Raw genomic sequence first — 26,571 nt, 5'->3', positions numbered from 1 at the left:
GGCTAGTCTTTATGTGTGCCGTATCCACTTTTAACCAGTTTTCTTCAATAAGTCTTGAAGACTGTATTTATCGTAATCTTCTTTTTTATTTTTTGTTTCCCCGATCAGCTCATTCTTACTTTCGAGATGTAACCAAATTTCGGGATTCATCTTGAAAATCTTACCTAATTTAAGTGCGATATCTGTATTTATTTTCCTTCGTCCTTTTAGTAATGCGCTCAGATTTGATTCTTCATAATTTATGTATTTAGCAAAGTCTTTCTTTTTGATCTTAATGACTTTTAAATATTTTTCAATAAACTCTCCTGCAAGTATTATTTTATCAGTGGCTGAATTCAAATAAGATTCCATTTGAAATCTTATAGACAGAAATTCATTTTTTATTCTTTCTTCCTCATTTTGATCTGCAGAAAGTTCTTTTATCATCGATTTCAATTCCTTAAAGTCTTTGGCATTCGTATTTATAAGTCCCTCTCCAAGACCATTAATCCCGCCAATATTCACTTCTTTATCTTTTGCCATTTTTTCCTTATTTATCAAGTTCGATCAATAAATATTTCCTCATTAATTCTTTTCCTGCTTGGGGGCTAAAAAACATCTTTTGTCCCATAGCATAAGTTGCACCATATTTTTCTTGATACAATTCAATAAGTTGGGTTTTACTATCAAATGATAAAAAACCTAAATAGTTTTCCTTTCCTAATTCAAAGCTCTTGTAACATCCAAAAGCTAGTAGGGATCCAGCGACATTTTCAAATTTTCCGTCCGACCCATAATTATGAGGTGCCACTTCAATGTTATTCATATAAAGGATTTCTCTATTTATCAAAGTCAGCATTAGAATTCCTTCAACTATTTCAGGCTTGTCAACCGTAGTAAGCTTATAGAATTGTGCCCCCTCTATTTTTGATAGTTTTCTCCAATTGAATTGCCATCCGTCTTTTTTCAGAGGCATACCTTCATTATCAGCTTTTTCAATTATTGCTTCTACTAATTCATCCTTTTCGACATCTTGTAGATATACTTTCATTTAAGGATTCTTCGTTTCTATAAAATTATCTTTTTTTGATAATATTAACAATTAATTATCGATTGTTGATGTGTTAAAATTGGAGGAGGCTTTTATATGGTACCCAACTTGTATATGAACGAATACCAAAGCGATACTGTTTTTCGCGGAAAATCAGAGCTGCTGTTAAAAGAAAAAGTCCTTGAGATCTTACAATCACTCCCCGATCAGTTTCCGCTCGATGTGTTAGTGGAACGGCTCATCCTGTTGGAAAAAATTAACACCGGACTGCAACAAGTTGAAGAAGGTAAAATTATAAGCCAGGAAGAGGCGAAAGCAAGCTTGAAAAAATGGCAGAAGTAATTTAGATGGATTGCAGTTTGCCGATTTTATGAAGGAACCTTATGGTTTTGTATTTTGTTACGTAGAAAACTTAATTATGAGTACAGCCCACATTAAAAACGATCTACACAGAATGATCGTCGAGACGGATGACCCTGACTTGCTTGTACAGATTCGGGCGATCTTTGCTTCGCTTTTGGACGATAAAGACTGGTGGGATACCCTCTCTGAAGAAGAAAAAAGAAAAATTGAACAAGGACAACTAGACTTAGAAAAAGGGCATGTCGCTCCCTACGAAGCTATAAAGGTCAAAGTGAAAAATCGGCTATAGTTCTTTTCTCCTATGGTTACCGTACAATTTACTCAAACTGCAGAAGATGACTATCTCGCCTTAATTGACTATTTATCCCGGCGGTCCATAGACGACGCGATTGCTCTGGATCAAAAAATGGACACCCTTGTCGAAAACCTAAAAAAGTATAAGCACTTCTGTCCTCCTTCCAGACAATTTCCAAAGTTTAGGAAATGCGTTATTACACCGAGTATTTCATTGATATATGAAATTGGTAAATCATCAATTACGATTATCTCAATTTTCGATAATCGATCAAATACTCCGTTTACCTAAATCAATCCCCGCGACTTCAGCTCCAAATATTTATTCACGGTATTGACGGATAGGTCCTCCGGGCGGGTCAGTACCGCCTGAATGCCGTACTGCCGTAATTGCTGCACCATCTGCGCTTTTTCGTTCAGGTATTTCCGGGCGACGGTCTGCAGGTAGATATCCTCAATGTGGGTGGCCTCCTCCTCGATGAAGGTGCGGATTTCGGTGTTCTCAAAGAAGATGACTACGAGCAGATGGGTACGATTGATGCGGCGCAGGAACGGTAACGCCCGCTCCAATGCAAACCGGCTCTCAAAATTGGTGTACAACAAAATCATGCTCCGCCCGGCAATCAGCTTGCGGGCAGCGTAGTACAGCAGTTCGTAGTTGGCCTCCACCTGCCGCTCCTGCTCAGCGTACAGGGCGTTGAGGATTTTGTTGAGCTGCGTGGCTTTGCTATCGGCCTTAACGGTGGCGCCAATCTTATCTGAAAAAGTGATCAGCCCGGCCCGGTCGTACTTTTTGAGCGCGATATTGGAGATCGCCAGGCTTGCATTCACAGCGTAATCCATCAGGCTCAGCCCCTCGAAGGGCATCTTCATGACCCGGCTCTTGTCGATGATGGAGTAGATTTGCTGGGAGCGCTCGTCTTCGTACTGATTGACCATCAACGTGCCGCGCCGGCTGCTGGCTTTCCAGTTGATGCTGCGGTAGTCATCGCCACGGACGTAATTTTTGATTTGTTCGAATTCATAACTATGCCCAATGCGGCGTATTTTCTTGATGCCGGGATGCTGGGCGATGCGGTCGAGGGCACGCAGTTCCAGTTGTTTCATCTGTAGTACCGACGGATAAACCGGGACAGCGGCTTCTGCCGGCGCTACCCACCGGCGTTCTAATAGCCCGATCTGAGAAGACAAAAACAGGTTGAGGTCCCCAAACGTATACTGCCCACGCTCCACCGGCCGGAGGTCGTAGTGCAGCGTTTCAGATGCGCCCGAGCCAAGACTAATCCGGTATTCAAAATCCCGCCGCTGAAACTGTACGGGCAGCTCATCAATCAGTCGGATGGAAAGCGGCAGGTTGGAGGCATTCTCCATCCGGACTTTTATGGGGTTATTGTCCCCGAGGCCCATGATTTTGGGTGTTTGACGGGCAGCACTGACCTCCATGTTCTTACCAAACAGCAATAGCCCATCGAGTATGACCGTAGCCAATAGCAGGACGAATATCGCTTGCGCCCCAGGCAATAGCACAGGCACCCAAAAGCAAATGACAAACAGGACAACCAGCCCGCCAAATGCCCAAAAGAACCGGTCGGTCAGATGGATAGCTTTCATTAGCGGGGGACTTCGATCTTCTGAATAATGGCCTGCACGACTTCGCGGGTCGTATAGCCTTCCATCTCCCGTTCCGGTGTCAGCATAACCCGGTGGTTGAGCACCGGATAGGCCACGTACTGAATGTCATCCGGGGTCACAAAATCCCGCCCGCGCATAGCAGCTATAGCCTTCGCCATTTTCATAATCGCGAGCGAGGCCCGGGGCGATGCGCCCAGGAAGAGATCGCCGTTGTTGCGGGTGTCGTGCACAATAGCGGCAATGTAGTCCAGTAGTTCATCCTTGATGTGCACCTGTTGCACCAGTGCCTGGCACTCTTGAATTTCCTGCGCATTGAAAACCGGCCTGACCGTGCTGCGCTGCGCCATGCCGAAGTCCGACCGGAAGCGGCGCAGGATGAGCTTCTCCTCATCGAGGCTGGGGTACTGCAGGTTGATCTTGATGAGGAAGCGGTCGAGCTGTGCCTCCGGCAACTTGTAGGTACCCTCCTGCTCAATCGGGTTTTGGGTGGCAATGACGAAGAAGGGCAGCTTCATAGGATAAGTCTCCCCGTCTACCGTCACCTGGTATTCCTCCATCACCTCGAACAGGGCGGCCTGTGTCTTGGCCGGCGCCCGGTTGATTTCATCGATCAGGACGACATTGGAAAAGACCGGACCGGCGTTGAAGCTAAAGGAAGACTGTTGCATATTGAAAACCGTGGTGCCTACCACGTCGCTCGGCATCAGGTCGGGGGTGAACTGTATGCGGGAAAAATCAACTTCCATTGCCTGCGCCATCAGTTTGGCGGTGAGGGTTTTGGCAATACCCGGTACGCCCTCCAGCAGCACATGCCCGCCGGAAAACAGTGCTGCAATCAGCAACTCCAGCATTTCATCCTGCCCGATAATCAGCTTGTGCAGTTCTTCCCTGACCCGGCTTACTGCGATATTGATCTGTTGCATGGCCGGATTGGGCGGCTGCCACTCGGTATCTGCCTTAGGCGGCAGGGGCGGTATGCCCTGCGATTCCTCATTGGGCTGCGGTGTTTCGCGTTCAGCGCCCTCATCCGGAGTATTCATGGGGTCATCGTGCTCGTCCAGGTGCATCTATTTACTGTTTTGGTAGAAATGTTCGATTAATTGGTGAAAGTCCGACAGCGTCTTGCCCGACATAAAAGTAGAGCTTTGAATGTTGCGGTCAAAGGTCATCAGGCGTTTCAGGTGGGCTTCCTCCACTCCTGAGCGCTGTGCCAGTGTTGGCGCGGTCTCTTCGCTCAGTTCCTTAATGTCATACCGGCGCCGGATGTGCTGCTTCAGCATACTGATTTGCTGCAGGGCCAGCTGCCGGTGGTTGTTTTGCAAAAAGTACAACCGGCCAATCATATTGAGAAACTCCAGTGAGGTGTTCCGGTTAGGCTCCAATACGGGAATGACGCGCTGTTGCCGCTTGGCCCGGAAAACGAGGTAGAGTATGCCCATGCCCAGCAGGAGGTACCATGCCCAGGTCAGTGCAGGCTCACTCAGAATAAAGCTCAGCGGCCCATCGGCATTCAGGCGTCTTTGACCAGTGGGCGGTTGAAAGCCATCTGATTTTTCAGGCACCTGACTGTAGCGGTCCCAGTAGACCGGTCCTGCGGCATCGAGGTGGGTCAGCACCCGGCGCAGGTATTCCACACCATAATCTTCTATCAGATGGTAATTGGCGAAAGCCAGCGGGGTGGTGTGGAGATAGACGTACCCGTTGCCATAGGCCTGACGGGTGAAGTTGTACAGCGTGTCGCTAATGATACCCAGGGGCAGAAAGGCTTCCTCCTGTGCACAAAACAACGCCGGCGGCAGACCGGTCCAGTAGTAATTGGCCGGATAGCCCCGGTCAATAAAAGTAAACTGCATATTGTTGTCTACCGCCAGATTGGGGTGAACGAAGTTTAAGCCTGCGGTAGAATCCACGACCAGCTGATATTGATCCCAATCTGTCCCCGGACAGTACGCCCGGGTGGCGAACAAAGAAGCCCCCAGGTAATCCGGCAGCGATTTAGTAGCCATAAAAGCCGTATTTCCGGCGGCAATGAAGTCCATTAATGCCTGCTGATCCGCAGAATCCTGGTACATGGCTTGCCCAAAAAACAGGTATACCGCATCAGCGGGCAGGGTGTCGAGTTGTCCCTTTAGGCTATCCTGAAGGACGAGGAGGGTATCCGTTTGAAAGTGCCCTTCCAGCAAGGTCTTCAGGATGGAAGTGCCATAGGGTGCCCGGCTTTGCCCCTCGTAGGTCTCCCGCCAGTCCACAGGCTCCTTCCGGTCACTGCGGAAGAGCAGGGTCAGTAGCAAGCCGATGATGGCCAGGGCTACTGCGATGGTTATGGTCCGCCGCTTATTGAGCATAGTCTGGTTTTAAATCCTGAATGCGTTGCGCAAAAGCCTGAAACCGGGGCGTGATTCGTTCAAAAGCAGCTTCGTCGAGCGCCTGATCGCCGTACCAGACCCGCTCGAACAGCAGGGTCACGCTACGGAAATCCTGTTGAAGCGGGGTACCGCCCAACTCCTGCACATACTGATTGTTGGTTTTGTCTTTTTGCCAACTGACCATCTTTTTATTGGTAAGCCCCTGTAACAGGACCAGGTAATAGAGCCGTACAGCCAGCGAAAACTGCTTGTTGTTGATGGCTTGCTGCAAAAAATCTTCCAGTTGAGCTTCGGGCAGGTCTTCTTCAATAGCTTCCAGGTCAATACCGGAACTCAGCCCCCGCTCAATGCGGGTATTCTTTGGCGGCCGCTTGAGCCCCAACAGATAGCGGAGAAGTACGGCTATAACAACCGCAATAATGATCCAGAAAAAGATGCGCAGCAGTAAAGCCGCTGTATCGCCACTCACCCAGGGCTCTGGCGCAGGGCTCAGTTCCGGCTGCGGGCCTTCCCGCTCCCCACCGCCCTTTTTACTTTGGCTCTGTTCGTCAGCCTCCCGGCGCTGACGGTTCTCCGGTGTTGGATAGCTTAGGCCTTCCTTTGCAGATTCCCAGCGCTCCCGGTCGATTTCAGCCGGGGCGACCTCCCGTTCCAGGTAAGTCTGGGCGCTAAGGCAGGGGCTGAAAAGCACCATTGCCAGGAGTACGGCCCGAATATTTATGGATATGCTATGCCGTTGCTGCCTCATCTCCGCTCTTTTTCCAGTCCTCTAATCCGGGTTTGCAGCCCGATTTCCTGTATGCGCTGCCGCAAGCCGGGCGCTTCCTGTATTTCCAATAAGGTATAGTACAACAGCCCACCACCCAAAAGCAGCATGGCCGAGACCAAGTAAAGCAGCCATACACTCAGAAAGGCCAGCAATACCACGCTCAGTTGGTCCATCCCAGCCTGATCGAGCGAGACCACCCAGGTCACCAGATCCAGGAAAAACCAGGCCAGCACCGTATTGACCAGCGAGTAAAACAGCAGCCCAACCAGCAATAGCGTAAACGAGAGGCTGAATACCCGGCTGAAGTTGGGGCTCCACAACGACAGGCTTTTGCTGAAGGCCGAAAGGGAATTGCGCCCTTCGCGGTAACTGCAGTAGCCCCAGATGGCCGGTACAACAGCAAAGAGGACGACCAGGAAAATGGTGTACCAGTCATTGGTATACAACAGGGCCGTCAGTGCGCCCATAGGTGGCATGAGGTTTATAAAGGCAATGCCGGGCGACCTTTTATAGTCAGATCGCTCTTCCTGCCCCAGCTTTCTGAAAACCAACAGCCCGATAAAGGAAAAGCTTAAGACATGCGCAAAGGGGATCAGGGGAGCGGCGGGATTGTTAAAAAACTGGCCCATATTCTCCAGCCCCAGGTAAATACCCGGTGGAAAACTAAACCGGTCCTCAGGCAGGGCATTCCCCGGCAGAAAGGCAAATGCGATAAACAAAAAGGCACTGGCCACACTGCCTATCAAAAAGGTTCCAAAGTGACGCTTGTAGACCACAAACAAATCGGTGAACAGCTCCCCGGCCGACCGGATCTTCGTGAATGACAAGTCGAGTTTCGCATCCGGTGTAAGGCGGGTATCGCGTACCGGCTGATCAAAACCAATCCGGGCTTTAATGCGGGGGTACCATACGAAGTACAGCAGCACAAAGGCGAGGCATAAAAAAATGAACAGCCCCCGTATGATATCCGGTGTTTCGGTATGCCGGGTCAGGTAACCCTCTATAAAGCCCGCCATGATGATGATGGGCGCTATGCCGACCATGATTTTTATGCCCCGCCGGGCCGACTTCTGAAAGGCTTGCATGCGGTTGAAGGTACCAGGGAAAACCAGCCCTTTGCCCATAGTGATGCCCGCTGAACCAGCAATAATAATGGCTGAAATCTCCAGTGTCCCGTGAATCCAAACCGTCAAAAAAGATTCCCAGAATAAGTCCCGCTCAATGAAGAAGTATTGGAAAGCCCCCAGCATGACACCGTTGCGGATCAGCACGGCAATGGAGCCGATGGTGAAAAAAGCACCCGTCACAAAAGTCAGGAAAGACACCCACAGGTTGTTGATGGTAATGCCAAGGGACATCTCAAATGCCCCCTTTTCCTTGTAGACGGCCATGGGGTCACCTGCCTCGATATTTTCCAGGGTCATATCCACATAGGAATCGCCCAGTATGACCCGCAGGAACTCTGGCTCGCTGGCACTGGAGACCATGCCTATAAGCATAGCCAGGGCAAAAATGAGAAAGGAAAACCGAAACTCCCTGCGGGCCTCGTACACCAGCTGCGGCAGTTCGTCCGTCCAAAACGTGACTAGGCGGTGAGCAGAAGAACGGCGGTTGCGGTAGAGTGCGGTGAAGACGCGCTGCGCCAGGCCATTGAGGTAGACCCGCACCGAGCGGTTGGGGTAGAATGTCCGGGCGTAGGAAAGATCGTCCGTCACCTGCACGAAAAGATCATCCAGTTTTTCCGGGTCACGCCCTTCCTGGCCCAGGGCCTCGTCAAAAGCCCGCCACTTGTCTTTATTTTGCTGAATGAATTTTGTCTCGCGCATTCGGTGAGGTTATAACTCCTTTACAGGAAGCTCTATTTTAGGAAAAATGTTGCAAACCGTGAATTATTTGCGTTAGTTTAGAAAGTAAATTGACCAATTACTGTGAAGATCATCGAAATACGGACCGCCCAGAACGTCGTTATTGAGTACGAGCTGGCCCTGCTGCGGGAGCGCGCCATGGCGTTTATCATCGATTTTTTCATCATCATGATGATCTTCTTTGTCGTGGTGGTGCTCATCTTTGGCCGCCTCCTGGGCAATGCCATCGCGGGGACCATGCTCGCCGGGGTGCTCTACGGACTTTTCCCGCTGATCCTGTTTATGGGTTATCACTTGTTTTCGGAGATTATGACCAACGGGCAGACCTGGGGGAAGCGGGCCATGGGCATCCGTGTAGTGCGGGTCGACGGGCAGGAACCGGGGCTGAGCGATTACCTGCTGCGGGCGGTATTTCATATTGTAGATTCGGTGTTTTCTTCAGGCATCCTGGCGGCCGTCTTCATCAGCTCCTCCAGCAATAATCAGCGCCTGGGCGATATGACTGCCAACACTACGGTCATCCGCCTGCGCCATCAGCTACAGTTTGGGCTGTCAGATATTCTTGGGATCAACTCTCTGGACAATTACGAGCTGACCTATCCGCAGGTACAGCAGCTGGCCGAGGAAGATATGCTGCTCATCAAAAACATGCTGGCCCGCTACCGCAGTCACCGCAACCCTGCTCATGAACAGGCACTACGGGAGCTCACCGGCCGTCTGCAAGAGCTTCTAAATATAGAGGAGATGCCCCGCGACCGCATAGGCTTTCTAAAAACACTGATCCGCGACTACATCGTTATTACGCGGTAGGCTACCTGACGGCACAAGCCTGTTATTCTTAATGCTTCCTTAACAGCAATGGTACAACATATACGCCCCTTTGCGCATTTAATATAGGCGAGGCTTGCTCATCGCGGGCCTCAGTGCCTTATTAATTTGTGCTTGCCAAACGACGCAGCTTATTCTCGCCGCGCTAAGCACAGAACTAAAAGCGAAACGATGAAAAAAACATTCATGATAGAATTTGATCTGCCACAGACTTTTGATGAGGAATTTATGGCGCTAATTCCCAAGCAGCGCTACATCATCAACACTATGTTGGCAGACGGAAGGGTCAAAGCCTATTCTCTGTCTATGGACCGGTCCAAACTTTGGGCCATCATGACTGGAACTTCTGAGTTTGAGGTTATGGAAAATATCGCCCAGTTACCACTGAGTGAGTACATGAGCCCTAATATTTCTGAGCTGATGTTCCACAATACCTCAGACGCAGTCATGCAGTTCTCTTTGAACTAATTTGAATTACGTTGAAAGAAAAAAGCCGCTTTGAGCTAAATTATTGCTCAGGCGGCTTTTTTCATTAGGACAGGGTTATTCCGGAGCGGTTTTACTGCTGCACGACATCAGCGCGCAGGGTCTCCAGGAGCGCCCCTACCTCTCCAATCAATTCTTCAGGCACATTATTTTGCATGGCACCCTCGGCTACTGCTGCAATGAAGGCATCATAGGCCGCATCGGTTGATTTCTGTTCCATGCGTGGGTTTTGTGCCGGATCGTGCGCGCTCACCATATCCATACCGTCGTAGGTATAGTTTTCTGCACCGGTAGCGACACAAAAGAAATCAGTCAGGTTTTCGCTCAGAATAGCGAGATTGGTGGTGTTCCCATTTCCAACTTCTGCCAGTAGCGAAGCAAAATAAGGGCTCAATACCGGATCAGCAGCAATCACAAAAATGGAGCTGTCGACCACTGAGCGCAAGCCAAGCCGGCCCTGTTCAATCATACCCCCGGCAGGATCAGTCACCATCGTGGTGCCGCCCAGCTTCTGATAAAGGGTGTCTTCGGTCATCATCGGCTCTTCGTCGTCGTTGTCACAGGCCGTGAAAGTCAGGCAAGCCATGCCCAACAGCAGGATCAATAATCGAGTGTTCATGTTTTAAGTTTTAAATTATTTTGAAATGGAATTGGGTTGAATACTTGGCAGCGCACTAAAAAGGCCAAATCTGGCTGGCGTAGGCAAGCACTTTTTTTACCGGTGAACCTGCCCCCGTTACCGGGCAGCTTGAAGCCTTTGCAGATTCCGATACCTGATACAGTCGGGCATCTGTAGCCGCGGTCTGCTGTACGGCAGCCAGGACGACCTCGTTTTGTTGCTCGCGCAGGTCGTAGCTAAAAGTCAATGTGCCGGCTCCGGCATTGAGATAGCAATGTTTCACGCCTGCTGTGTTCATGACAGCGTGCTGAATTGCCTTTGCTTCCTGCTTGTCCAGAGGCGCTTCGAAATCGATTCGGCTCAGTTGGACCTGTGCGTTAGGGACAGGGTCCTGCCGGAGTGCCAGTGCCACAAAAGCGATAATGCCAAGCAGCAGCGCACCACCTAATAAAAGGTTCCTTTTTGATGAATTTGCCATAGTGCTTTTAAAAGAGGTACGGGGCTTTTCCAGGGGGCGGATCAAAAAGCGGCTCTTTTTTTTGACAATTTTCTGATTTTCGTGTTCCGCAACCGAGCGCAACAAAAAAATATCACCTTCACTAAACTAAATACACCATGATGCGTTCTCGTTGCAAATGCAACCAATTGAATGAGCCAAGCTGTTGAATTTCCTGTTAATTCCCTTGTTTTTCTGACCAACCGCGTCGGGCGGCTGCTGGCCAATGAGATCCGGAAACGGACCGCATTGGACGAGTTGGGATTATCAGCACAGCATATGGGCATTCTGGTTGACCTTTGGGTAAAAGAAGGTGTACGGCAGCAGGACCTGGCCGTTTCCAATATCAAGGACAAAGGCACGATTGCCCGCGCCCTGCAAAGCCTGGAAGCGGCGAATATCGTAGTCCGAATACCTGATCAGGAAGACAAGCGCAATAAGCTCATCTACCTGACGCACCGGGGCCGGTCCCTTCGCGAAGAACTCCTGCCGGAAGCACAGCAGACGGTACAGGAAGCAACGGAAGGCATTCCGGAAGAAGACCTGGCTATCTGCAAGCGTGTGCTGTCACAGATTTACCAGAAATTCACCTGCAATCATAAGTAAGTTGCAGATACAACTAAATATTAACAGCCATCAATAACGCTGATTTATGAGCATCACCGCCAGAAGAATTATCATGTTTGCAGGGCTCGTCCTCCTCATCGGTGCATTTGCCCTGTCTCGCTTCCTGAGCAATCAGAAACAACCGCCCCGCCCCAAAGTGGCTGGCACCAAAGTGAAAATGGTCGATACTATGCATGTGCGCCTGGGCAGCATTCCCACAACCCTGAATGTACAGGGGGAACTGTCGGCCTATGACAAAATTGACCTTTTCTCAGAAGTGACAGGCACCCTCGAAAAAACGGAGCGCTCCTTCAAAGTCGGCACTTATTTCCCGAAAGGAGCCTTACTGATCAAAGTCAATCAGGAGGAAGCTAAACTTTCCCTGCTTTCGCAAAAAAGCAACCTCCTCAACGCCATCACTCAGCTGATGCCCGACCTGAAGATTGACTACCCGGAAAGCTATGAGCACTGGAAGGACTATCTCGATAATTTTGAGGTGGAAGCCCCCATCAAAGCTTTCCCGGAGGCTTTGAATGATCAGGAAAAGTATTTCATTGCTTCCCGCAATCTGTACAGCCAGTACTACACCATCAAAAGCCAGGAGGAGCGGCTGGACAAGTATACGCTGTACGCACCTTTTAGCGGGGTGATTACGGCTGCCTCCATCAACCCGGGTGCGGTGGTGCGGGCCGGGCAGAAACTGGGCGAACTGATGAGCACCGGCAGCTACGAACTGGAAGCCACCGTTGCCCTGCGCGACCTGAAGTACCTGGCCGTAGGCAACCCGGTGGAGCTATACTCAGAAGATATTGAAGGCAGCTGGAACGGCAAAATCCGCCGCATCAGCGATCAGGTGGATGCAGGTACGCAGACGGTACGGGTGTTCATCGCCGTGAGCGGCAGCGACCTGAAGGAAAATATGTACCTGCGCGGCGATGTGGTTGCCAGCAGTATTGACAATGCTTTTGCGCTGCCCCGCAACCTGCTCAATGATCAGCGGGGGGTCTTCGTTGTACAGGATTCTATTCTCCGAATGGAAGAAGTACAGGTGGTAAAAATGACTGATGAGTCTGCGATTATCCGGGGATTGAAAGATGGTACGCCCATTCTGGCGCAGCCCATACCGGACGCATTTGATGGCATGAAAGTCCGCATCAGCACGCAACAAAAATCTAAAAACGCACAATCGGCAAAGACCGGGCCTAAGGACCAACTGGGCAGCGCAGAATAGTCTCTACCATGCAAAGATTTGTCAACTACTTTATCAAATTTCCGGTAGCCGCCAACCTGATCATGGTCGGGCTTTTTGTGCTCGGCATTGCCGGGCTATTCAACATGAAGTCCACCTTCTTCCCTGAGGTGCCCAGCCGGATTATCAGCATACAATTGGTCTACCCTGGTTCGTCCCCGGAAGAAATGGAGGAAGGCGTCGTTAAGCGCATCGAGGAAAACCTCAAAGGGGTGACCGGTGTGGAGCGCTATACTTCCGTTTCGAGCGAAAACAGTGGCAGCATCACAGTGGAAGTGCTCAAAGGCTTCAATACTGATGACGTGCTCGTGGATGTGCGCAATGCTGTGGACCAGATCAGTTCTTTTCCTGTAGGGCTGGAGCCACCGGTGGTGTATATTCAGGAAAACCTGGGCTTTGCCATCAGCTTTGCACTTAGTGGGGATGTGAACCTCAAGACCCTGAAGCGCTACGGCCGGCAGGTAGAGGAAGACCTCCGGCAGATGGAGGGCATCTCTAAGGTGAGCCTGAGCGGTTTCCCGGAAGAGGAAATTGAGATTGCTTTCCGTGAAAAGGACCTGCGGGCTTACGGGCTGACTTTTCAGCAGGCGACACTGGCGGTACGGGCTGCCAATATTGAAATCACCGGCGGTACCATCAAGGGGGAAGACGAAGAGCTGTTGGTGCGTGCCCGCAATAAAGAGTACTATGCCGAAGGGCTGCGCGACATCATTGTGAAGACCACGCCTGAAGGCAGTGTGGTGCGCCTCTATGAAATCGCCGACCTTTCAGACCGCTGGGCCGACTCGCCCAACCGCAGCTACCTGAACGGAGAACCTTCGGTGGTCGTCACGGTACAGAATACCCTGGAAGAGGACATGATTTCCATCACGGATAAGGTGCAGGAATACGTCCGGGATTTTAATGAAAAAAATGATATCATCGAAGCCACTGTCATTCGCGATGGCTCCGATGTGCTCCGGCAGCGGATCGACTTGCTGATGGAGAACGGGCTGCTGGGCTTCGGTATCGTGCTGGTGCTGCTGGCCATGTTCCTGCACTGGCGGCTGGCGTTCTGGGTGGCCATTGCCATTCCAATCTCCTTTGCCGGCATGTTTGTGGTGGCAGGAGCCCTGGGCGTGACCATTAATGTTATTTCCCTGTTCGGTATGATCCTTGTGATCGGTATCCTGGTGGATGACGGGATTGTAATTGGCGAAAACATCTATCAGCAGTACGAAGCGGGAGTACCTCGCCTGAAAGCTGCCCTGGAAGGCACCCTACAGGTACTGCCTGCCGTCTTTGCCGCCATCGTCACCACCGTACTTGCCTTTTCCTCCTTCCTGTTCATTGACGGGCGGCTGGGCGACTTCTTTTCACAAATGGCGATTGTGGTGATCTTTTCTCTCATCTTTTCCCTTATTGAAGGAGCGGTGATCTTGCCTACTCACGTAGCCCACAGTAAAGCCCTCAGCCCAGACCGCGACACCAACAAGGTACAGCAAGCCTTTGAGCAAGCTATGAACTGGATGCGCCACAAGCTCTATGGGCCTACCCTGAAGTTTGTCATGTACAACAAATTTTTTACCATCGCTGTCCTGGTCGGCCTTCTGGTCATTACCGGCGGCGCTATTGGCGGAGGGATCATCAGTACGACCTTCTTTCCTATTATTGAGCGGGACGACATTACCATACAGCTGCAAATGCCCGCCGGCACCCGGGAGCATATCACTCTGGACAAACTGCAAATGATTGAGGACGCCGCCTGGCGCGCGAATGACTCCCTGAGCCAGCACTACTTCAATGGCGACAAACAGGCCATCGAGCGGGTAGAGGTCAACCTTGGCCCCACTACCTATCAGGGCAACATCAGCGTAAACATACTGGATGGTGAAAACCGGGACAGCCTGACCGCCCGGGCCGTCACCAATACGATCCGGCAAATGGTAGGCGATATTCCCACCGCGGAGGTGCTCACCTTTGGCGCTGCCTCCGCCTTTGGCAAGCCGATTTCCATTTCCCTGATCGGGGAGGATTACACTCAGCTCAAGGCGGCTACCGAAGAAGTCAAAGCAGCCATGCAGGGCCTTTCTGAACTGGCGGATGTCGTCGACAACAATCAGGAGGGGCTCAGGGAGGTCAATATCCAACTTACCGAGAAGGGTAAATACCTGGGGCTGAAGCTGCAGGATGTGGTCGGGCAGGTGCGTAGTGGTTTCTTCGGCAGCGAAGTGCAGCGCCTGCAGCGCGGTCAGGATGAAGTGCGGGTGTGGGTACGCTACGACCGGGAAGACCGCGACAACATCAACAAACTAAAAGACATGCGCATCCGCTTCGAGGACGGGCGGGAGTTTCCCCTTTCGGAAATTGCTACCCTGGAGCTGAAGCGGGGCGTGATCAACATCAACCACATCGATGGTAAGCGGGAGGTGAAAATTGAGGCCGATGTGTCAAATAACGACGTTTCGGTAAGCGATGTCACTGCCAGCTTACAAGACGAGATCATCCCGGAAATCCTGAGCGGTTACAGTTCCGTTTCTGCCATTTACGAAGGGCAGAACAGAGAGCAGCAGAAATCAGCCAAATCTATTCAGACCGTATTTAGCATTGTGCTTTCCCTCATGTTCTTTGTGATTGCGCTGACGTTCCGCTCCGTCGGGCAGGCGCTGCTCGTCTTCCTGCTGATTCCGTTTGGGTTTATCGGGGTAGGCTGGGGGCACTGGCTCATGGGGCTCCCCATCAGCTTGTTCTCCGCCCTGGGCATTATCGCGCTGATCGGTATTCTGGTGAATGACGCCCTGGTTTTTGTGAGCACCTACAATACGATGATTGAAGAAGGGCGCTCGCATATGGACGCGGTGTACGAGACTGGCCTGTCGCGTTTCCGGCCCATTGTGCTGACCACCGTGACCACCTTTGCCGGACTGGCACCGCTATTGTTTGAGAAGAGCCTGCAGGCGCAGTTCCTCATTCCGATGGCGATTGCGGTCTCCTTCGGCCTTTTGGTCATTACGGCGGTTATTCTGGTGTTGCTGCCGGTGCTGCTCATTATTATGAACCGCTTCAAGGTTTATGCTTCTTATGCCTGGAACGGCGTGAAGCCGAGCTACGAAGCGGTAGAGCCTGCGGTACGGCGGGAGACTGGATATGAGTTCCTGTGGTATGTGCTGGTCACCGTCGTGGTGGTGGTCGGCGCGCTGTCCTTTATGCTCGGTTGATTTTAAAGGCTACCTTTGCCGCCAAAAGGAGAACCCATGGGGCTGAACAAGGAAACGCTGGCGCAGCTGGTAAAAATGAAAGCCAAATTTGCCATGTCGGGCGCAGTGGCCACCTCGGTGGACTTCCTGCTCTACCTCTGGCTCGTGGATTATCAGGACTGGGCGCCGGTGCCGGCCAATATCGTGTCCTATTCCTGTGCCGTTGTGCTGAATTTTATGATGCAAAAGCGCTTCGTATTTCAGCTGCAGGGCTCAGCCCGCCGGGCTTTTTTGCTCTCGGTCCTGGTCTCCGTGGTGGGGCTCAGTATCAACACTGGGATTGTTTATGCATTGACCCGGTTTGCCTTTTTTATGGAATACCAGGCCCTAACCAAGCTGATCGCTACGGGCATCGTATTCTTTTACAACTTTTACCTCAAGCGATATGTCTTTGAACGCAAGTTTATATAAGCGGCGGAGAAAAAATAGCATTATGTATTCCTGTCTATCCGTGAAGCCACGGCCGGGCGGGCAGATCCGTCAAACTACCATGTCAACTATGAAAGTACAACTCGCACTACTGCCCGCCCTGCTGCTTTTTGCCCTTACGGGAAAGGCACAGGAAAACCTTAGCTTGTCCGATGCCATTCAAAAGGGGCTGGAGAACAACTTCCAGATCAAAATTGCGGAAGCCCGCGCCGATATTGCGGAGCGCAATGACGACTGGGCCATCGCCGGGAAAGTCCCGACCATCAACCTGACGGCCAATTCTCAAAACAACTACCGCAACCTCAGCAACCCGGCGGGCCCGCTGACGGCTGCCAACACCTACAACACCGGCATCACACCGGGCATAGAGGCCAGCATGATCCTCTTTGATGGCTACCGGGTGCAGATCACCAAAGAACAGCTGGAAACACAGGCAGAGCTGAGCCAGAGCAATCAGCAGCTGGCCGTGCAAAACAGTATTCAGGCCATCATCAATGCCTATTACAATGCCCTGGTGCAACAAGAACAACTCGACGTGCTGATGGAAGTCCTGGAACTTTCCCGCGACCGCGTGGCGTATCAGGAAGTGCGGCAGGAGTTTGGGCAGTCGAGCACCTTCGATATCCTGCAGACGCAAGACGCCTACCTCAACGATTCCACCAACTACGTGCTGCAGATCAATACTTACGAAACCGCCATCCGCAACCTTAACCTGGCGATGGGCATCGACGATATGGGCACTTCCTACACCCTCACCGACACCCTTTCCTACGCAGCCGAAGACTATCAGCTGGCCGACCTGCAGCAGGAGATGGAAAGCAATAATGTGCAGTTGCGCAACGAGTACATCAACCGGGAGCTGTCGTCCATCAACACCCGTCTGCAGGAAGCAGCCTTCAAGCCTACGGTACAGATAAACGCCGGTGCAACCTACAACGTCGGTATCTCCTTTGGCGAACAAACCCTGAGTTTCGGCCCGAATGAGACCATTCAGGAAATCCCGCAGATTGCCGCCAAGACCTTTCAGCCGTTCCTCAACCTCTCGGCTTCCTACCCGATCTACGATGGTGGGGCCCGTAAAATCCGGTTGGAGAATGCCCGCAAGGAGGAACTCATCGCTCAGCTCAACATTAGCGACCTCAAGCGCACCCTCAATAACCAGTTGGCCAACACCCTGGCGACCTACAACACCCAAAAGCGCCTGGTGGAAGTAACCACAAGCCTGGTGAGTAATGCCCGCCGCAACCTGGAAATTGCCGAGGAGCGCTTCCGGGGGGGCTTGATTAACAGCTTCGATTATCGTACTATACAGGTGAGTTACATCAATGCTTCCCAGCAGCGCCTCAATGCGGTCTTCAACCTCAAAAACACAGAGACGGAGCTGATCCGCCTGATTGGGGGGCTGGTGCGATAAAACTTTACAGCATGGTACAACAATACGAATTCGCCCTCCCTGCTTTCGAGCGGGGCTACCACATCATCACCGCCGAAGTACAGCGGCAATTGAAGGGTGCCCTGCCCGACCGCGGCATGCTTCACCTGTTTATCAAACACACTTCCGCTGCCCTCACCATCAATGAGAATGCCGATCCGGATGTGCGTACGGACTTCGAAAGCATCTTCAACCACGTTGTGCCGGAAAACCTCCCCTTTCTCACCCACACCATCGAGGGCCCTGACGATATGCCCGCCCACATCAAAGCGGCAATGATCGGCTCTTCTGTGACTATTCCAATCACCAAAGGCCGGCTCAATCTGGGCACCTGGCAGGGGATTTATCTCTGCGAGTTTCGCAATCATGGGGGTAGCCGACAATTGGTGGCTACGGTGTATGGTTGAATTTTAAAAGGATAGAGGTTCGATTATTCCAAAGTGGCTTCAAAATACCCCTCTCGCACCTGAATCGTATCGGGTAAATCATTACCGCCAACGAATACCGTATCACGGATAGCCGTAAACTGAAACGTACCTTGTATAAACTGTGTTTCTTCGTTATACTGGATAATATTGACCCAGTTGTCTACAGCGGATGTATCCAGGTAATACCAGTCCAGAATTAAAAAGTCATGACCATCATCTGAAATGGTCCGCACACTTGCAGCAGGACTATTATTATCTGTTGACCCTAATTTCCTGATACCACTAATTTCCTGAATGCCTTCTTTTATTAACAAATGATCCAACGATATCGTCCTTTTCACCAATCCTTTTTCGGAGGCCTGAATGCTTAGGTCAAAGGTATCTTTTAAGTAATATGATTGTCTTGCACTAGCTCCTTTCCAGAGCGCTCCATCCAGCCCATTCAGGTGGTAAGAAGCATTAGACCTATTTTCAGGCTGGGGGCTGATTTTCTCACAGGAGGTAAAAAGAAAAATAGTAACAGAATACAGGAAGGTTGTTATAAAAACGGCTGAATATTTCATGAGCGGGTGTGGATTTTACAAGGAGGAAACCGAAATATCAGCTACCTCTTTGCTCAGTAAGTAAGTCTTCATCTCAGAGAGTATTTAGAGAGATTTAAAATAATAGAGTATTCCAAATAAAGATAATGGTTTCTTTCGAAAGATGAAAGTAGGTGAGGTAATTAGGTCTTAACTCTGATTGGGCAGGTCCTTCATGGTTTTAGTTTTTGACGGTGGTCAAAGATTCCTGCACAACACCACAGATTTTCGTAGTTTACAACCCCAAAACTCGAAACGTCTATGGCTTTTTTCGGAAAACTCATCAAGCGTAGTCTTACTGTAGGCGAACAATTGCAGAAACGGCGCCGCGCCGCGCCCATCCAATTGCAGAGGCGGACCCTTCGCCGCCTGCTCAAGCGGGCACAGGGCACTGCCTTCGGGCAGTATTACGATTTCAAAGATATTCTGCAGGACGAGCACTGCATTGACACCTTTCGGGAAAAGGTGCCCATTTTTGATTACGATACCATGTACGAGCAGTGGTGGCACATGGCCCTGCGCGAGGTGGAAGATGTAAGCTGGCCGGGCAAGGTGACGCACTTTGCACTCAGTTCCGGCACCTCCGGGGCACCAAGCAAGCACATTCCGGTCACGGACGAGATGCGCCGGTCCATGAAGCACGCCGGTCTCCGGATGTTCTTCGCCCTAACCAACTTTGATGTCGACCCCGACCTCTTCACCAAGCCCATGCTAATGCTGGGCGGCAGCAGCGACCTGGACAATCAGGGCGGTTACTTCCGGGGCGACCTCAGCGGCATCAATGCCAGTCAACCGCCGTTTTGGCTGCGCCCTTACTACAAACCGGGGGGCAAAATATCACGTATCAAAAGCTGGGATGAGAAGATTGCGGAGATCTCCCGCCATGCACCGGAATGGGATATCGGCTTTCTCGTGGGCATTCCTTCCTGGCTGCAGCTCATGATGGAGCGCATTATCGAAGACCACCAATTGGATACCATACACGATATCTGGCCTAACCTGGAAGTGTGTGTCCACGGCGGCATTGCTTTTGAGCCGCTGAAAAAGGGCTTCGAGCGCCTGCTCGACCGCCCGCTCATCTACATGGACTCTTACCTGGCCAGCGAAGGCTTTATTGCCTATCAGCAACGGCCGGAGACCAATGCCATGCGCTTGTTGTTGCACAACGGCATCTTCTTTGAGTTTATCCCCTTCAACAGCAGCAACTTCGACGAAGATGGTAAGCTGATCGGTAATCCGCAGACACTGACCATTGCAGAAGTGGAGCCCGGGGTAGACTACGCTCTCCTCCTCACCACCTGTGCCGGTGCCTGGCGTTACCTCATAGGGGATACGGTGCGCTTCCCGGAAGCGGGCAATCCCGAGATCATCATCAGCGGGCGGACCAAGCACTTCCTCAGCATCTGCGGAGAGCACCTCTCAGTAGACAATATGAATCAGGGCATACAAGCGGTGGAAGAAGCCCTCGACCTGAGCGTGCGGGAGTTTACAGTGGCCCCCGTGCAGGAAGGCAACCGGTTTTTGCACCACTGGTACATTGGCACAGAGCGGGAGGTGGATAAGGAACAGGTCACCCGCCTGCTCGACGAGGCCCTGAAGCAGGTCAATGATGATTACAAAACAGAGCGGGACAGTCTGCTCGGGATCAGGGTGGAAATCCTGCCTATTCAGCGCTTCTACGACTGGCAGGCGGCTAAGGGTAAGCTTGGCGGGCAGAACAAATTCCCCCGCGTGATGAAGGGCAAGCGTTTTGCGGAATGGTCGGCTTTTGTGCACCGGAGTCTGCGGCAGGAGGGTGGGGGTTAATATCGGGAACTACAAGACTGCAGCATGTGTTATTCATGTATTCTGAAAGCTTAATTTTCAATAGTATGGGTATACAAATTTCCTCAAAAATGCTTCAGGAGCTCAACATGACTCCACAAGAATTCCTAATTGAGATGGCTACTCATTTTTACGACCTGGGCAAAATGACTATGGGACAAGCCCGCAATTTTGCCAGTATTGACCAGATAACTTTCCAGAAAGAACTGTCGAAACGAAATATCAGTATCAAATACGAAGTAGAGGATTTAATGGATGATTTGAAAGCAATGGAAGCTTACAAACAAAAGCTAAACAAGTAAAATTCGGTTATGGTCGTTATTAGCGACACTACTACAATTACCAATCTTATTCAGATTAATCTGCTTGATATACTTCCAAAGTTATATAATGAGGTAATCATACCGTTGGCAGTTCACAAGGAGCTTTTAAGGTTTGAAGAGCAAAAAACAATTATTAATTCCAGCAATTGGCTTAAACCTCTTGAAGTTGAGAATAATCCGTATTTAGGATCTCTGTTAGAAAGCATTGATAAGGGGGAAGCAGAAGCCATTGCCCTAGCTATAAAATTACAACCCGATTTTTTAATCATAGATGAAAGAGCTGGAAGGAAGATTGCGAAAGAATATGGCATACCCATTATTGGATTGCTCGGTATTCTAATGCTTGCTAAACAACAGGGTCTGATTGAAAATGTAAAAACACCTCTTGATTCTCTGAAGGATGAGGTTGGGTTTAGGGTCTCTAAAAGCCTCTATGAGTTTGTCTTATCTGAAGTGAATGAGAGATAGTAAACCACATAATCTCTCGTCAGGAAAAAAGTATTTCTCAACAGGCGCTAGGAGTAGTCCGCTCAATTCTGACAAGCTCTCGGAAATTTTCCCGCGTAATGACCTTTGCCTCCGCAACATAATTATCCAAACAAGTGCGGGAGAACTTCACCTCGCGCCGGTCATTCCACTTGAATTCAAATGCAAAAGGGACTGCCCTTGCAAATCCCAAAGCGGTGCCCGCCCTGATCGACTTCCTGCACCCTGCACTCGAACCTCTACCCGGCAGATTCGTTCAAAAGGCGCACTAAAACCACCGCTCCTATGAATGTCGCGCAAAAACTGATTGACGCCCACCTCGTTGAAGGTGAAATGAAACCCGGCACGGAAATTGGCCTGAAAATCGACCAGGCACTGCAACAGGATGCCACAGGCACGCTCGTGATGCTGGAACTGGAAGCCATGGGGCTCGACAAAGCCCAAACGGAGGTCGCTGTACAGTACGTGGATCACAATCTGCTGCAGGGCGACCACAAAAATGCCGATGATCATCTCTTTCTGCAATCCGCTGCTGAAAAATACGGTTACTGGTTTAGCCGGCCCGGCAATGGGGTTAGCCACCCGGTGCACATGGAACGCTTCGGCAAACCTGGCAAAACCATGGTAGGCTCGGACAGCCATACGCCGGCCGCCGGCGCCCTGGGCATGCTGGCCATCGGTACCGGAGGGCTGGACGTAGCGGCAGCTGTGGCAGGCAAGCCTTACTTCGTCAAAATGCCAAAGGTGATGGGCGTGGAGCTCAAAGGGCAGTTGCCGGACTGGGTGAGCGCCAAGGATGTAATCCTGGAAATGCTGCGCCGCTATGATGTCAAAGGGGGCGTGGGCTACATCCTGGAGTACTATGGAGAAGGACTGAAATCCCTCTCGGCTATGGATCGCCATGTCATTGCCAATATGGGTACGGAGTTGGGGGCTACGACTTCTGTTTTTCCGGCGGATGAAGAGATCAAGCGTTTTCTGCGTGCGCAGGGCCGGGAGGAGGACTTCTCGGAGCTGAAAGCCGATGCAGATGCCAGGTACGATGCCCATGAGGTCATTGACCTTTCCGAACTGGAACCCCTGATCGCCAAGCCCAGCAGCCCGGGCAATGTAGTGCCGGTACGGGAAGTGGCTGGTCAATCGGTACATCAGGTGGTGATCGGTTCGAGTGCTAATCCGGGGCTACGCGACTTTTGGGTCGTTTCCGAGATTGTGAAAGGTCGGATGGCACACCCTGATGTGTCTTTTGATATCAACCCCACTTCCCGGCAACTTACGGAGAACCTGTCGCGCACCGATGGTTTCTTCAACCTCCTGCACGCCGGAGCCCGCTTTCATCAGTCGGGCTGTATGGGCTGTATCGGGATGGGGCAGGCACCAGCCAGCGGGAAAATCAGCCTGAGGACTATGCCCCGCAACTTTCCGGGCCGATCGGGCACCCTCGATGACCAGGTGTACCTCTGTAGCCCGGAGACGGCCGCCGCTACCGCACTGACAGGCAAGATCACCGACCCCAGAGACCTGGAAAAAGATTTGGGGATTACTTATCCGAAATATAAAGCTCCGGATCAGCAGATCATCAACGAGCAGATGCTGGTCGCCCCCTCCCAAAACGGACAGGGTACCGATTTGGTCAAAGGGCCCAACATCAAGTCCCTGCCCACCTTCGACCCCTACCCGAATGCCTACGATGCGCCCGTGCTGCTGAAAATGGACGACAATATTTCCACCGATGAAATCCTAAAAGCCGGAGCAGAAGTGCTGCCCTTGAGGAGCAATATCCCGGAGATTAGCAAGTACAGCTATATCGTAATTGATGACTCTTTTTATGAACGGGCAAAAGATGCCCAGGCTGCCCATCCGGGGCATATCGTGGTAGCTGGTGAGAATTACGCACAGGGCTCCAGCCGGGAGCATGCTGCACTCGCACCTAAGTACCTGGGGCAACTGGCGGTGATTGCTAAAAGTTATGCCCGGATTGGCTGGCAGAACCTGGTCAACTTCGGCATTCTTCCGCTGGAATTCATCAACCCTGAAGACTACGAAAAAATCGGGCGGGGAGACATGCTCGCCGTAACTTCTGCCCGTGAGTCGATTCAGTCAGGCGATGACATACACATCCGCAACCTCACGAAAAATACGGATATCGCCTGCCGGCATAGCCTGAGTGGGCGTCAGGTGGAGGTCTTGCTGAAGGGTGGGATTATCAATCACTTCAAAGAATAACAGGGTGCAGGAGCCTTCTTTTAAGCCCGGCAACGTATAGTTAGCCAAAAAGAGAGGACGGGCATGGAACCGACTGTTAGCAGTAATCTTCTTCCACGCCCGCTACCCTCCTTATCTTGCAATAACCAATTTCTTCATTTGAATGCCATACCGGGTGCGTACTGACAAATAGTAAAGCCCTGCTGGCAGGTGGTGCAGATGGAGTGTGTGGCTGCCTGTGCTGCCGGGCAGGTGTTCATCGTGCAACAATTGCCCGTTCTGATTAAACAGGGAGACCTGACCAGCTTCCTCAAAGCGCAGCTCAAAGGTGCCCTCTCCCGGATTTGGGAAAAGCTGAAAGTCAGGCATATGCCCCATTTCAGTCGTACTGCTCAGAAAATCTATTTCTGCCGTAACTTCCGATAAACAACCCGAAGCATCCGTAACCGTCACCGTGTAAGTACCGGCTGGCAGGTCTGGGAGGTCTTCCGTGGTGGCCCCTGTGCTCCAATCAAAGGTGTAGGGGGGTAACCCACCGGTTACGATCAGATCAATGCCGCCCAGGGTGTCGTCCACCTGCGGCAGAGCATCCACTACGATATTGAGGCAGGCCGCGAGGCTCCAGATTTCACTGCCGCGCAGCCCGTCATTGGCGGCGAAGTAGAGCTTGTCGTTGAAAAGCGTAAGTGAGGTAGGATCACCATCGCGTACCCCCGGCCGTATGTCGGCAATAATTGCGAAGGTACTGTCAGCGGCATCGTATTCCCAAAATTCGCGCCCGTACTCCTCCGTATAAGCGGAGCAATACAGCTTATCATTGAAAACGACCAAGTCTCTGGGATTGCTTGAGCCGGAGGTGATGTCCTGAGTGAGGTTCACCTCGCCCGTTGCCGGGTCGAACACGAGCAGCTCTGTGCCCTGACTGCTGCTGAGGCGGCCGGAGAAGTAAATCTTATCCTGATAAAAAGTGATGTACTCGGGGTATAAATTCCCGCTAATGTCCGTGAGGAGCTCTATTTCATCCGTGGCCGGATCGTAACGGAACAGCTCGAAGCCGGCGTCCGGATGATTAGCCCGAAAGTAGAGCACCCCATCCTTTTCAACGATGTCTTCCGGGCTCCCATCAGGAGCCCCTGGCCGGATATCGGCAACAAGCTCCACGGCATCCGTATCGCTTTGATAGCGCCATAGTTCGTAGCCCGACACGCCATCCTCTGCCCGAAAGTAGAGCGCACCCGCACAAACGATCAGCCCTTCCGGGTTAGCGTCTTCTTCGCCGGGGTAGAGGTCGGCTATGACTACGAAAGTATTGGTTGCCGGGTCGTAAGCGTGTAGTTCATCGCCTAGTTCCTCGTTGTAAGCTTTAAAAAACAACCGCCCGTCGTAGGCGACTACATCTGTGATATGCCCCGTATGGCTGGGGGTGGAAAAGGCCGTGGCTGCAATCTGCCCGGTGGCATCGTCATAGCTCAACAGCCCGTAGCCGCTATCCGGGTGAATACCGGAGAAGTAGAGCTTCCCAGCCTGTACTGCAAAATTATCGGGCCGCAGGCTGCCCGGGGTATCGGAAAGAAGCTCAGTAGCACCGGTAGCCGGATTGTAGACCCAGATTTCCCGCCCGCTGTTGGCTTCATCGGCACCGAAATACAGTTTGCCGTTGTAAGCAGTAAAGCCATAGGGGTTGGAGCCGATGGTGGTGGTATTGATATCGGCAGCGACCTCAATTTCCGTACTGCCAGCGGTATAGGTGAGTAGTTCATCGCCCACCTCAGGATGAAGCCCGGAAAGGTAGAGGGTGTTGCCGGTATTGTACTCGATGGTTATATAGGTAGGAACGCCATCTCCGTCTAACTGAGCGATTTCTGACACCATGTCGGTGCTCTTGTCATACGCATAAAGGTAGCGGCTGCTGAGGTCCTGCCCGGCAATGAAGTACAACTGCCCGTTGAATGCCGTGAAACCGGCCGGGGAGGCATTGCCATCCGGGTTGAGGTCGGTCACAAGCTCTACCTGATCAGTTTGCGTATTGAAACGGCGCAGCTCCGTGCCCCAGGCCAGGTCACGGGCGGAGAAATACAGATCGCCTTCAAAAGGGGTGAAACCAAACGGGCTGCTGCTTGCCGGTCCGGTGTAAATCTCCGGCAAGTCCAGCAGGGTATTGCTGGCGATGTCGTACGCATAGAATTCATCGCCCATACCCGACACGAAGCCTCGGAAAAACAAACGCCCGTCCATGTGGGTCAGCAGGTTGATGCTGGGGTAAAGACCGTTGGGGCTTTCGTAGGCGATGTTCTCCACTATCCCGCTCACCGGGTCGAGCCGCCACAACCGGCTATCGCTGACCTCGTCATTGGCAGTAAACCAGATGTGATCGCCCACTACATTGAAGAAATTAGGGGAGCTGCTGCCATCGGGATTGAGGTCCTGCACTATTAATTCTTTGGTGGCCAGATTAAAGCGCCCCAGCTCGAAACCCGCCACGGGGTCTTCAAAAGAGAAATAGAGCCACCCCTCGTATGCCATAAGGTTGGCGGGGTTCCTGATCAGGTTGTTCATAGTATCGAACACACGCCCCAGCGAGTCCGTCGCCGGATTGTATTCATATAGATAGGAATCCCCGCCACTGGAGCGGGCTCCAAAGTAGAGCCGCCCATCGTAGGCTAATAGTTGGGAAATATTGCTGCTGCCATCAAGGGGGCTGATGTCTGCAATGAGTACGCTGGCACCCTCAGCCGGGTCGTACCGGTGTAGCTCCCGGCCAAACTGCCCATCGTCAGCGGTAAAGTAAATCTTGCCTTCGAGTTCTGCAAAGTCGCGGGGGTCCGAGCTGGCAGGCTCCTGATTGATATCGCGCTCCAGGGCCAGCTGGGCGGAGGCCGATAAAACGATCAGGCAAAAAACGGTGCTCAATAGTGTCTTCATCAGTTCTTGGGGAATGATTAGACGCCAAAGATACCGCCTGCTGCGCTGCCCTTTCTATAGGAATTCATAGAGGTGCTGGCCGGGCGGGTATTTTTTGTTGGG

The 26,571-nt window shown here is 51.6% G+C and carries 26 protein-coding genes; 15 read left to right on the top strand and 11 right to left on the bottom strand.

Translation table 11 applies throughout. The features are described 5' to 3' along the window. Window positions 1-30 precede the first annotated feature (30 nt). A complete protein-coding gene (locus IX84_RS07385) occupies window positions 31-522 on the bottom strand; it encodes a helix-turn-helix transcriptional regulator (RefSeq protein WP_152604953.1) in 492 nt (163 codons plus the stop codon). Window positions 523-529: 7 nt separating this feature from the next. Beyond that, the gene (locus IX84_RS07380; RefSeq protein WP_044218181.1) at window positions 530-1,030 is read right to left on the bottom strand and encodes a hypothetical protein; all 501 of its coding nucleotides are present in this window, start codon (window positions 1,028-1,030) and stop codon (window positions 530-532) included. Between the two features lie 114 nt (window positions 1,031-1,144). Between IX84_RS07380 and IX84_RS07375 the strand changes: the two genes are divergently transcribed. The 3 genes from IX84_RS07375 (at window position 1,145) to IX84_RS34495 (ending at window position 1,979) form a co-directional block, all read left to right on the top strand. Further along, window positions 1,145-1,372, top strand: coding sequence for a hypothetical protein (locus tag IX84_RS07375; RefSeq protein WP_202965218.1), 228 nt, complete (start codon window positions 1,145-1,147; stop codon window positions 1,370-1,372). Between the two features lie 112 nt (window positions 1,373-1,484). After that, window positions 1,485-1,682, top strand: a complete 198-nt coding sequence (locus tag IX84_RS07370; protein ID WP_152604952.1) for a hypothetical protein — start codon at window positions 1,485-1,487, stop codon at window positions 1,680-1,682. Between the two features lie 12 nt (window positions 1,683-1,694). Continuing rightward, entirely contained in the window at window positions 1,695-1,979 is a 285-nt protein-coding gene (locus IX84_RS34495; RefSeq protein WP_044218178.1) for a type II toxin-antitoxin system RelE/ParE family toxin, read from the top strand. Here the strand turns inward: IX84_RS34495 and IX84_RS07360 are convergent. From IX84_RS07360 to IX84_RS31840, 5 genes are all read right to left on the bottom strand, one after another. Beyond that, window positions 1,976-3,298: a DUF58 domain-containing protein gene (locus tag IX84_RS07360; RefSeq protein WP_044218174.1), complete on the bottom strand. Its 1,323-nt coding sequence runs from the start codon at window positions 3,296-3,298 to the stop codon at window positions 1,976-1,978. The two genes, IX84_RS34495 and IX84_RS07360, sit on opposite strands and share 4 nt — an antisense overlap. Next, the gene (locus tag IX84_RS07355) at window positions 3,298-4,242 is read right to left on the bottom strand and encodes an AAA family ATPase (RefSeq protein ID WP_152604964.1); all 945 of its coding nucleotides are present in this window, start codon (window positions 4,240-4,242) and stop codon (window positions 3,298-3,300) included. Before IX84_RS07355 ends, IX84_RS07360 begins: the two co-directional genes overlap by 1 nt. Window positions 4,243-4,386: 144 nt before the next feature. After that, complete coding sequence (locus tag IX84_RS07350; protein ID WP_044218171.1) at window positions 4,387-5,664, bottom strand: DUF4350 domain-containing protein; 1,278 nt, start codon at window positions 5,662-5,664, stop codon at window positions 4,387-4,389. Next, window positions 5,654-6,433, bottom strand: coding sequence for a DUF4129 domain-containing protein (locus tag IX84_RS30780; RefSeq protein WP_052515849.1), 780 nt, complete (start codon window positions 6,431-6,433; stop codon window positions 5,654-5,656). The genes IX84_RS07350 and IX84_RS30780 overlap by 11 nt, the downstream gene beginning before the upstream one ends. Then, window positions 6,430-8,280: a stage II sporulation protein M gene (locus IX84_RS31840; RefSeq protein ID WP_063978260.1), complete on the bottom strand. Its 1,851-nt coding sequence runs from the start codon at window positions 8,278-8,280 to the stop codon at window positions 6,430-6,432. Before IX84_RS31840 ends, IX84_RS30780 begins: the two co-directional genes overlap by 4 nt. A gap of 102 nt (window positions 8,281-8,382) precedes the next feature. On the opposite strand from IX84_RS31840, the gene IX84_RS07335 reads away from it, so the two are divergent. Continuing rightward, the gene (locus tag IX84_RS07335; protein ID WP_044218169.1) at window positions 8,383-9,129 is read left to right on the top strand and encodes an RDD family protein; all 747 of its coding nucleotides are present in this window, start codon (window positions 8,383-8,385) and stop codon (window positions 9,127-9,129) included. Between the two features lie 189 nt (window positions 9,130-9,318). After that, the gene (locus IX84_RS07330) at window positions 9,319-9,615 is read left to right on the top strand and encodes a hypothetical protein (RefSeq protein WP_044218167.1); all 297 of its coding nucleotides are present in this window, start codon (window positions 9,319-9,321) and stop codon (window positions 9,613-9,615) included. Window positions 9,616-9,706: 91 nt separating this feature from the next. On the opposite strand, the gene IX84_RS07325 is transcribed toward IX84_RS07330, so the two are convergent. Together IX84_RS07325 and IX84_RS07320 are read right to left on the bottom strand one after the other, a co-directional pair. After that, entirely contained in the window at window positions 9,707-10,252 is a 546-nt protein-coding gene (locus IX84_RS07325; RefSeq protein ID WP_044218165.1) for a group I truncated hemoglobin, read from the bottom strand. Between the two features lie 55 nt (window positions 10,253-10,307). Next, the gene (locus IX84_RS07320; RefSeq protein ID WP_152604951.1) at window positions 10,308-10,730 is read right to left on the bottom strand and encodes a hypothetical protein; all 423 of its coding nucleotides are present in this window, start codon (window positions 10,728-10,730) and stop codon (window positions 10,308-10,310) included. A 171-nt stretch (window positions 10,731-10,901) separates the two neighbouring features. On the opposite strand from IX84_RS07320, the gene IX84_RS07315 reads away from it, so the two are divergent. The 6 genes from IX84_RS07315 to IX84_RS07290 all read left to right on the top strand — a co-directional run bounded on the left by IX84_RS07315 (window position 10,902) and on the right by IX84_RS07290 (window position 18,107). Next, on the top strand, window positions 10,902-11,354 hold the full coding sequence (locus IX84_RS07315; protein ID WP_044218160.1) for a MarR family winged helix-turn-helix transcriptional regulator: 453 nt from the start codon (window positions 10,902-10,904) through the stop codon (window positions 11,352-11,354). Between the two features lie 46 nt (window positions 11,355-11,400). After that, window positions 11,401-12,585 carry an efflux RND transporter periplasmic adaptor subunit gene (locus IX84_RS07310; RefSeq protein ID WP_044218157.1) on the top strand — a complete coding sequence of 395 codons (1,185 nt, stop codon included), beginning with the start codon at window positions 11,401-11,403 and terminating at the stop codon, window positions 12,583-12,585. Between the two features lie 8 nt (window positions 12,586-12,593). Continuing rightward, window positions 12,594-15,800 carry an efflux RND transporter permease subunit gene (locus tag IX84_RS07305; RefSeq protein ID WP_044218155.1) on the top strand — a complete coding sequence of 1,069 codons (3,207 nt, stop codon included), beginning with the start codon at window positions 12,594-12,596 and terminating at the stop codon, window positions 15,798-15,800. Window positions 15,801-15,836: 36 nt separating this feature from the next. Next, window positions 15,837-16,250, top strand: a complete 414-nt coding sequence (locus IX84_RS07300; protein ID WP_044218153.1) for a GtrA family protein — start codon at window positions 15,837-15,839, stop codon at window positions 16,248-16,250. A gap of 88 nt (window positions 16,251-16,338) precedes the next feature. Beyond that, entirely contained in the window at window positions 16,339-17,682 is a 1,344-nt protein-coding gene (locus IX84_RS07295) for a TolC family protein (RefSeq protein WP_044218150.1), read from the top strand. Window positions 17,683-17,693: 11 nt separating this feature from the next. Beyond that, window positions 17,694-18,107 carry a secondary thiamine-phosphate synthase enzyme YjbQ gene (locus IX84_RS07290; RefSeq protein WP_044218147.1) on the top strand — a complete coding sequence of 138 codons (414 nt, stop codon included), beginning with the start codon at window positions 17,694-17,696 and terminating at the stop codon, window positions 18,105-18,107. Window positions 18,108-18,130: 23 nt separating this feature from the next. On the opposite strand, the gene IX84_RS07285 is transcribed toward IX84_RS07290, so the two are convergent. Next, window positions 18,131-18,691 carry a hypothetical protein gene (locus IX84_RS07285; protein WP_044218145.1) on the bottom strand — a complete coding sequence of 187 codons (561 nt, stop codon included), beginning with the start codon at window positions 18,689-18,691 and terminating at the stop codon, window positions 18,131-18,133. A gap of 279 nt (window positions 18,692-18,970) precedes the next feature. Between IX84_RS07285 and IX84_RS07280 the strand changes: the two genes are divergently transcribed. The 4 genes from IX84_RS07280 to IX84_RS07265 all read left to right on the top strand — a co-directional run bounded on the left by IX84_RS07280 (window position 18,971) and on the right by IX84_RS07265 (window position 23,568). Beyond that, window positions 18,971-20,515 carry a GH3 family domain-containing protein gene (locus tag IX84_RS07280; RefSeq protein WP_044218143.1) on the top strand — a complete coding sequence of 515 codons (1,545 nt, stop codon included), beginning with the start codon at window positions 18,971-18,973 and terminating at the stop codon, window positions 20,513-20,515. Continuing rightward, the gene (locus IX84_RS34410) at window positions 20,467-20,835 is read left to right on the top strand and encodes a UPF0175 family protein (protein WP_081968656.1); all 369 of its coding nucleotides are present in this window, start codon (window positions 20,467-20,469) and stop codon (window positions 20,833-20,835) included. The genes IX84_RS07280 and IX84_RS34410 overlap by 49 nt, the downstream gene beginning before the upstream one ends. A 9-nt stretch (window positions 20,836-20,844) precedes the next feature. After that, a complete protein-coding gene (locus IX84_RS07270; RefSeq protein WP_044218139.1) occupies window positions 20,845-21,324 on the top strand; it encodes a DUF3368 domain-containing protein in 480 nt (159 codons plus the stop codon). 303 nt (window positions 21,325-21,627) lie between these two features. Next, entirely contained in the window at window positions 21,628-23,568 is a 1,941-nt protein-coding gene (locus tag IX84_RS07265; protein WP_044218137.1) for an aconitate hydratase, read from the top strand. A 111-nt stretch (window positions 23,569-23,679) separates the two neighbouring features. Here IX84_RS07265 and IX84_RS07260 read toward each other — a convergent pair whose 3' ends face one another. Continuing rightward, window positions 23,680-26,469 carry a T9SS type A sorting domain-containing protein gene (locus IX84_RS07260; RefSeq protein ID WP_044218135.1) on the bottom strand — a complete coding sequence of 930 codons (2,790 nt, stop codon included), beginning with the start codon at window positions 26,467-26,469 and terminating at the stop codon, window positions 23,680-23,682. Window positions 26,470-26,571 lie beyond the last annotated feature (102 nt).

Origin of the sequence: Phaeodactylibacter xiamenensis, from assembly GCF_000759025.1 — a bacterium.
Classification (GTDB): Bacteria; Bacteroidota; Bacteroidia; order Chitinophagales; family Saprospiraceae; genus Phaeodactylibacter; species Phaeodactylibacter xiamenensis.
The sequence above is the reverse complement of the archived record's forward strand: the minus strand, read 5'-3'. Positions and strand labels throughout refer to the sequence as shown.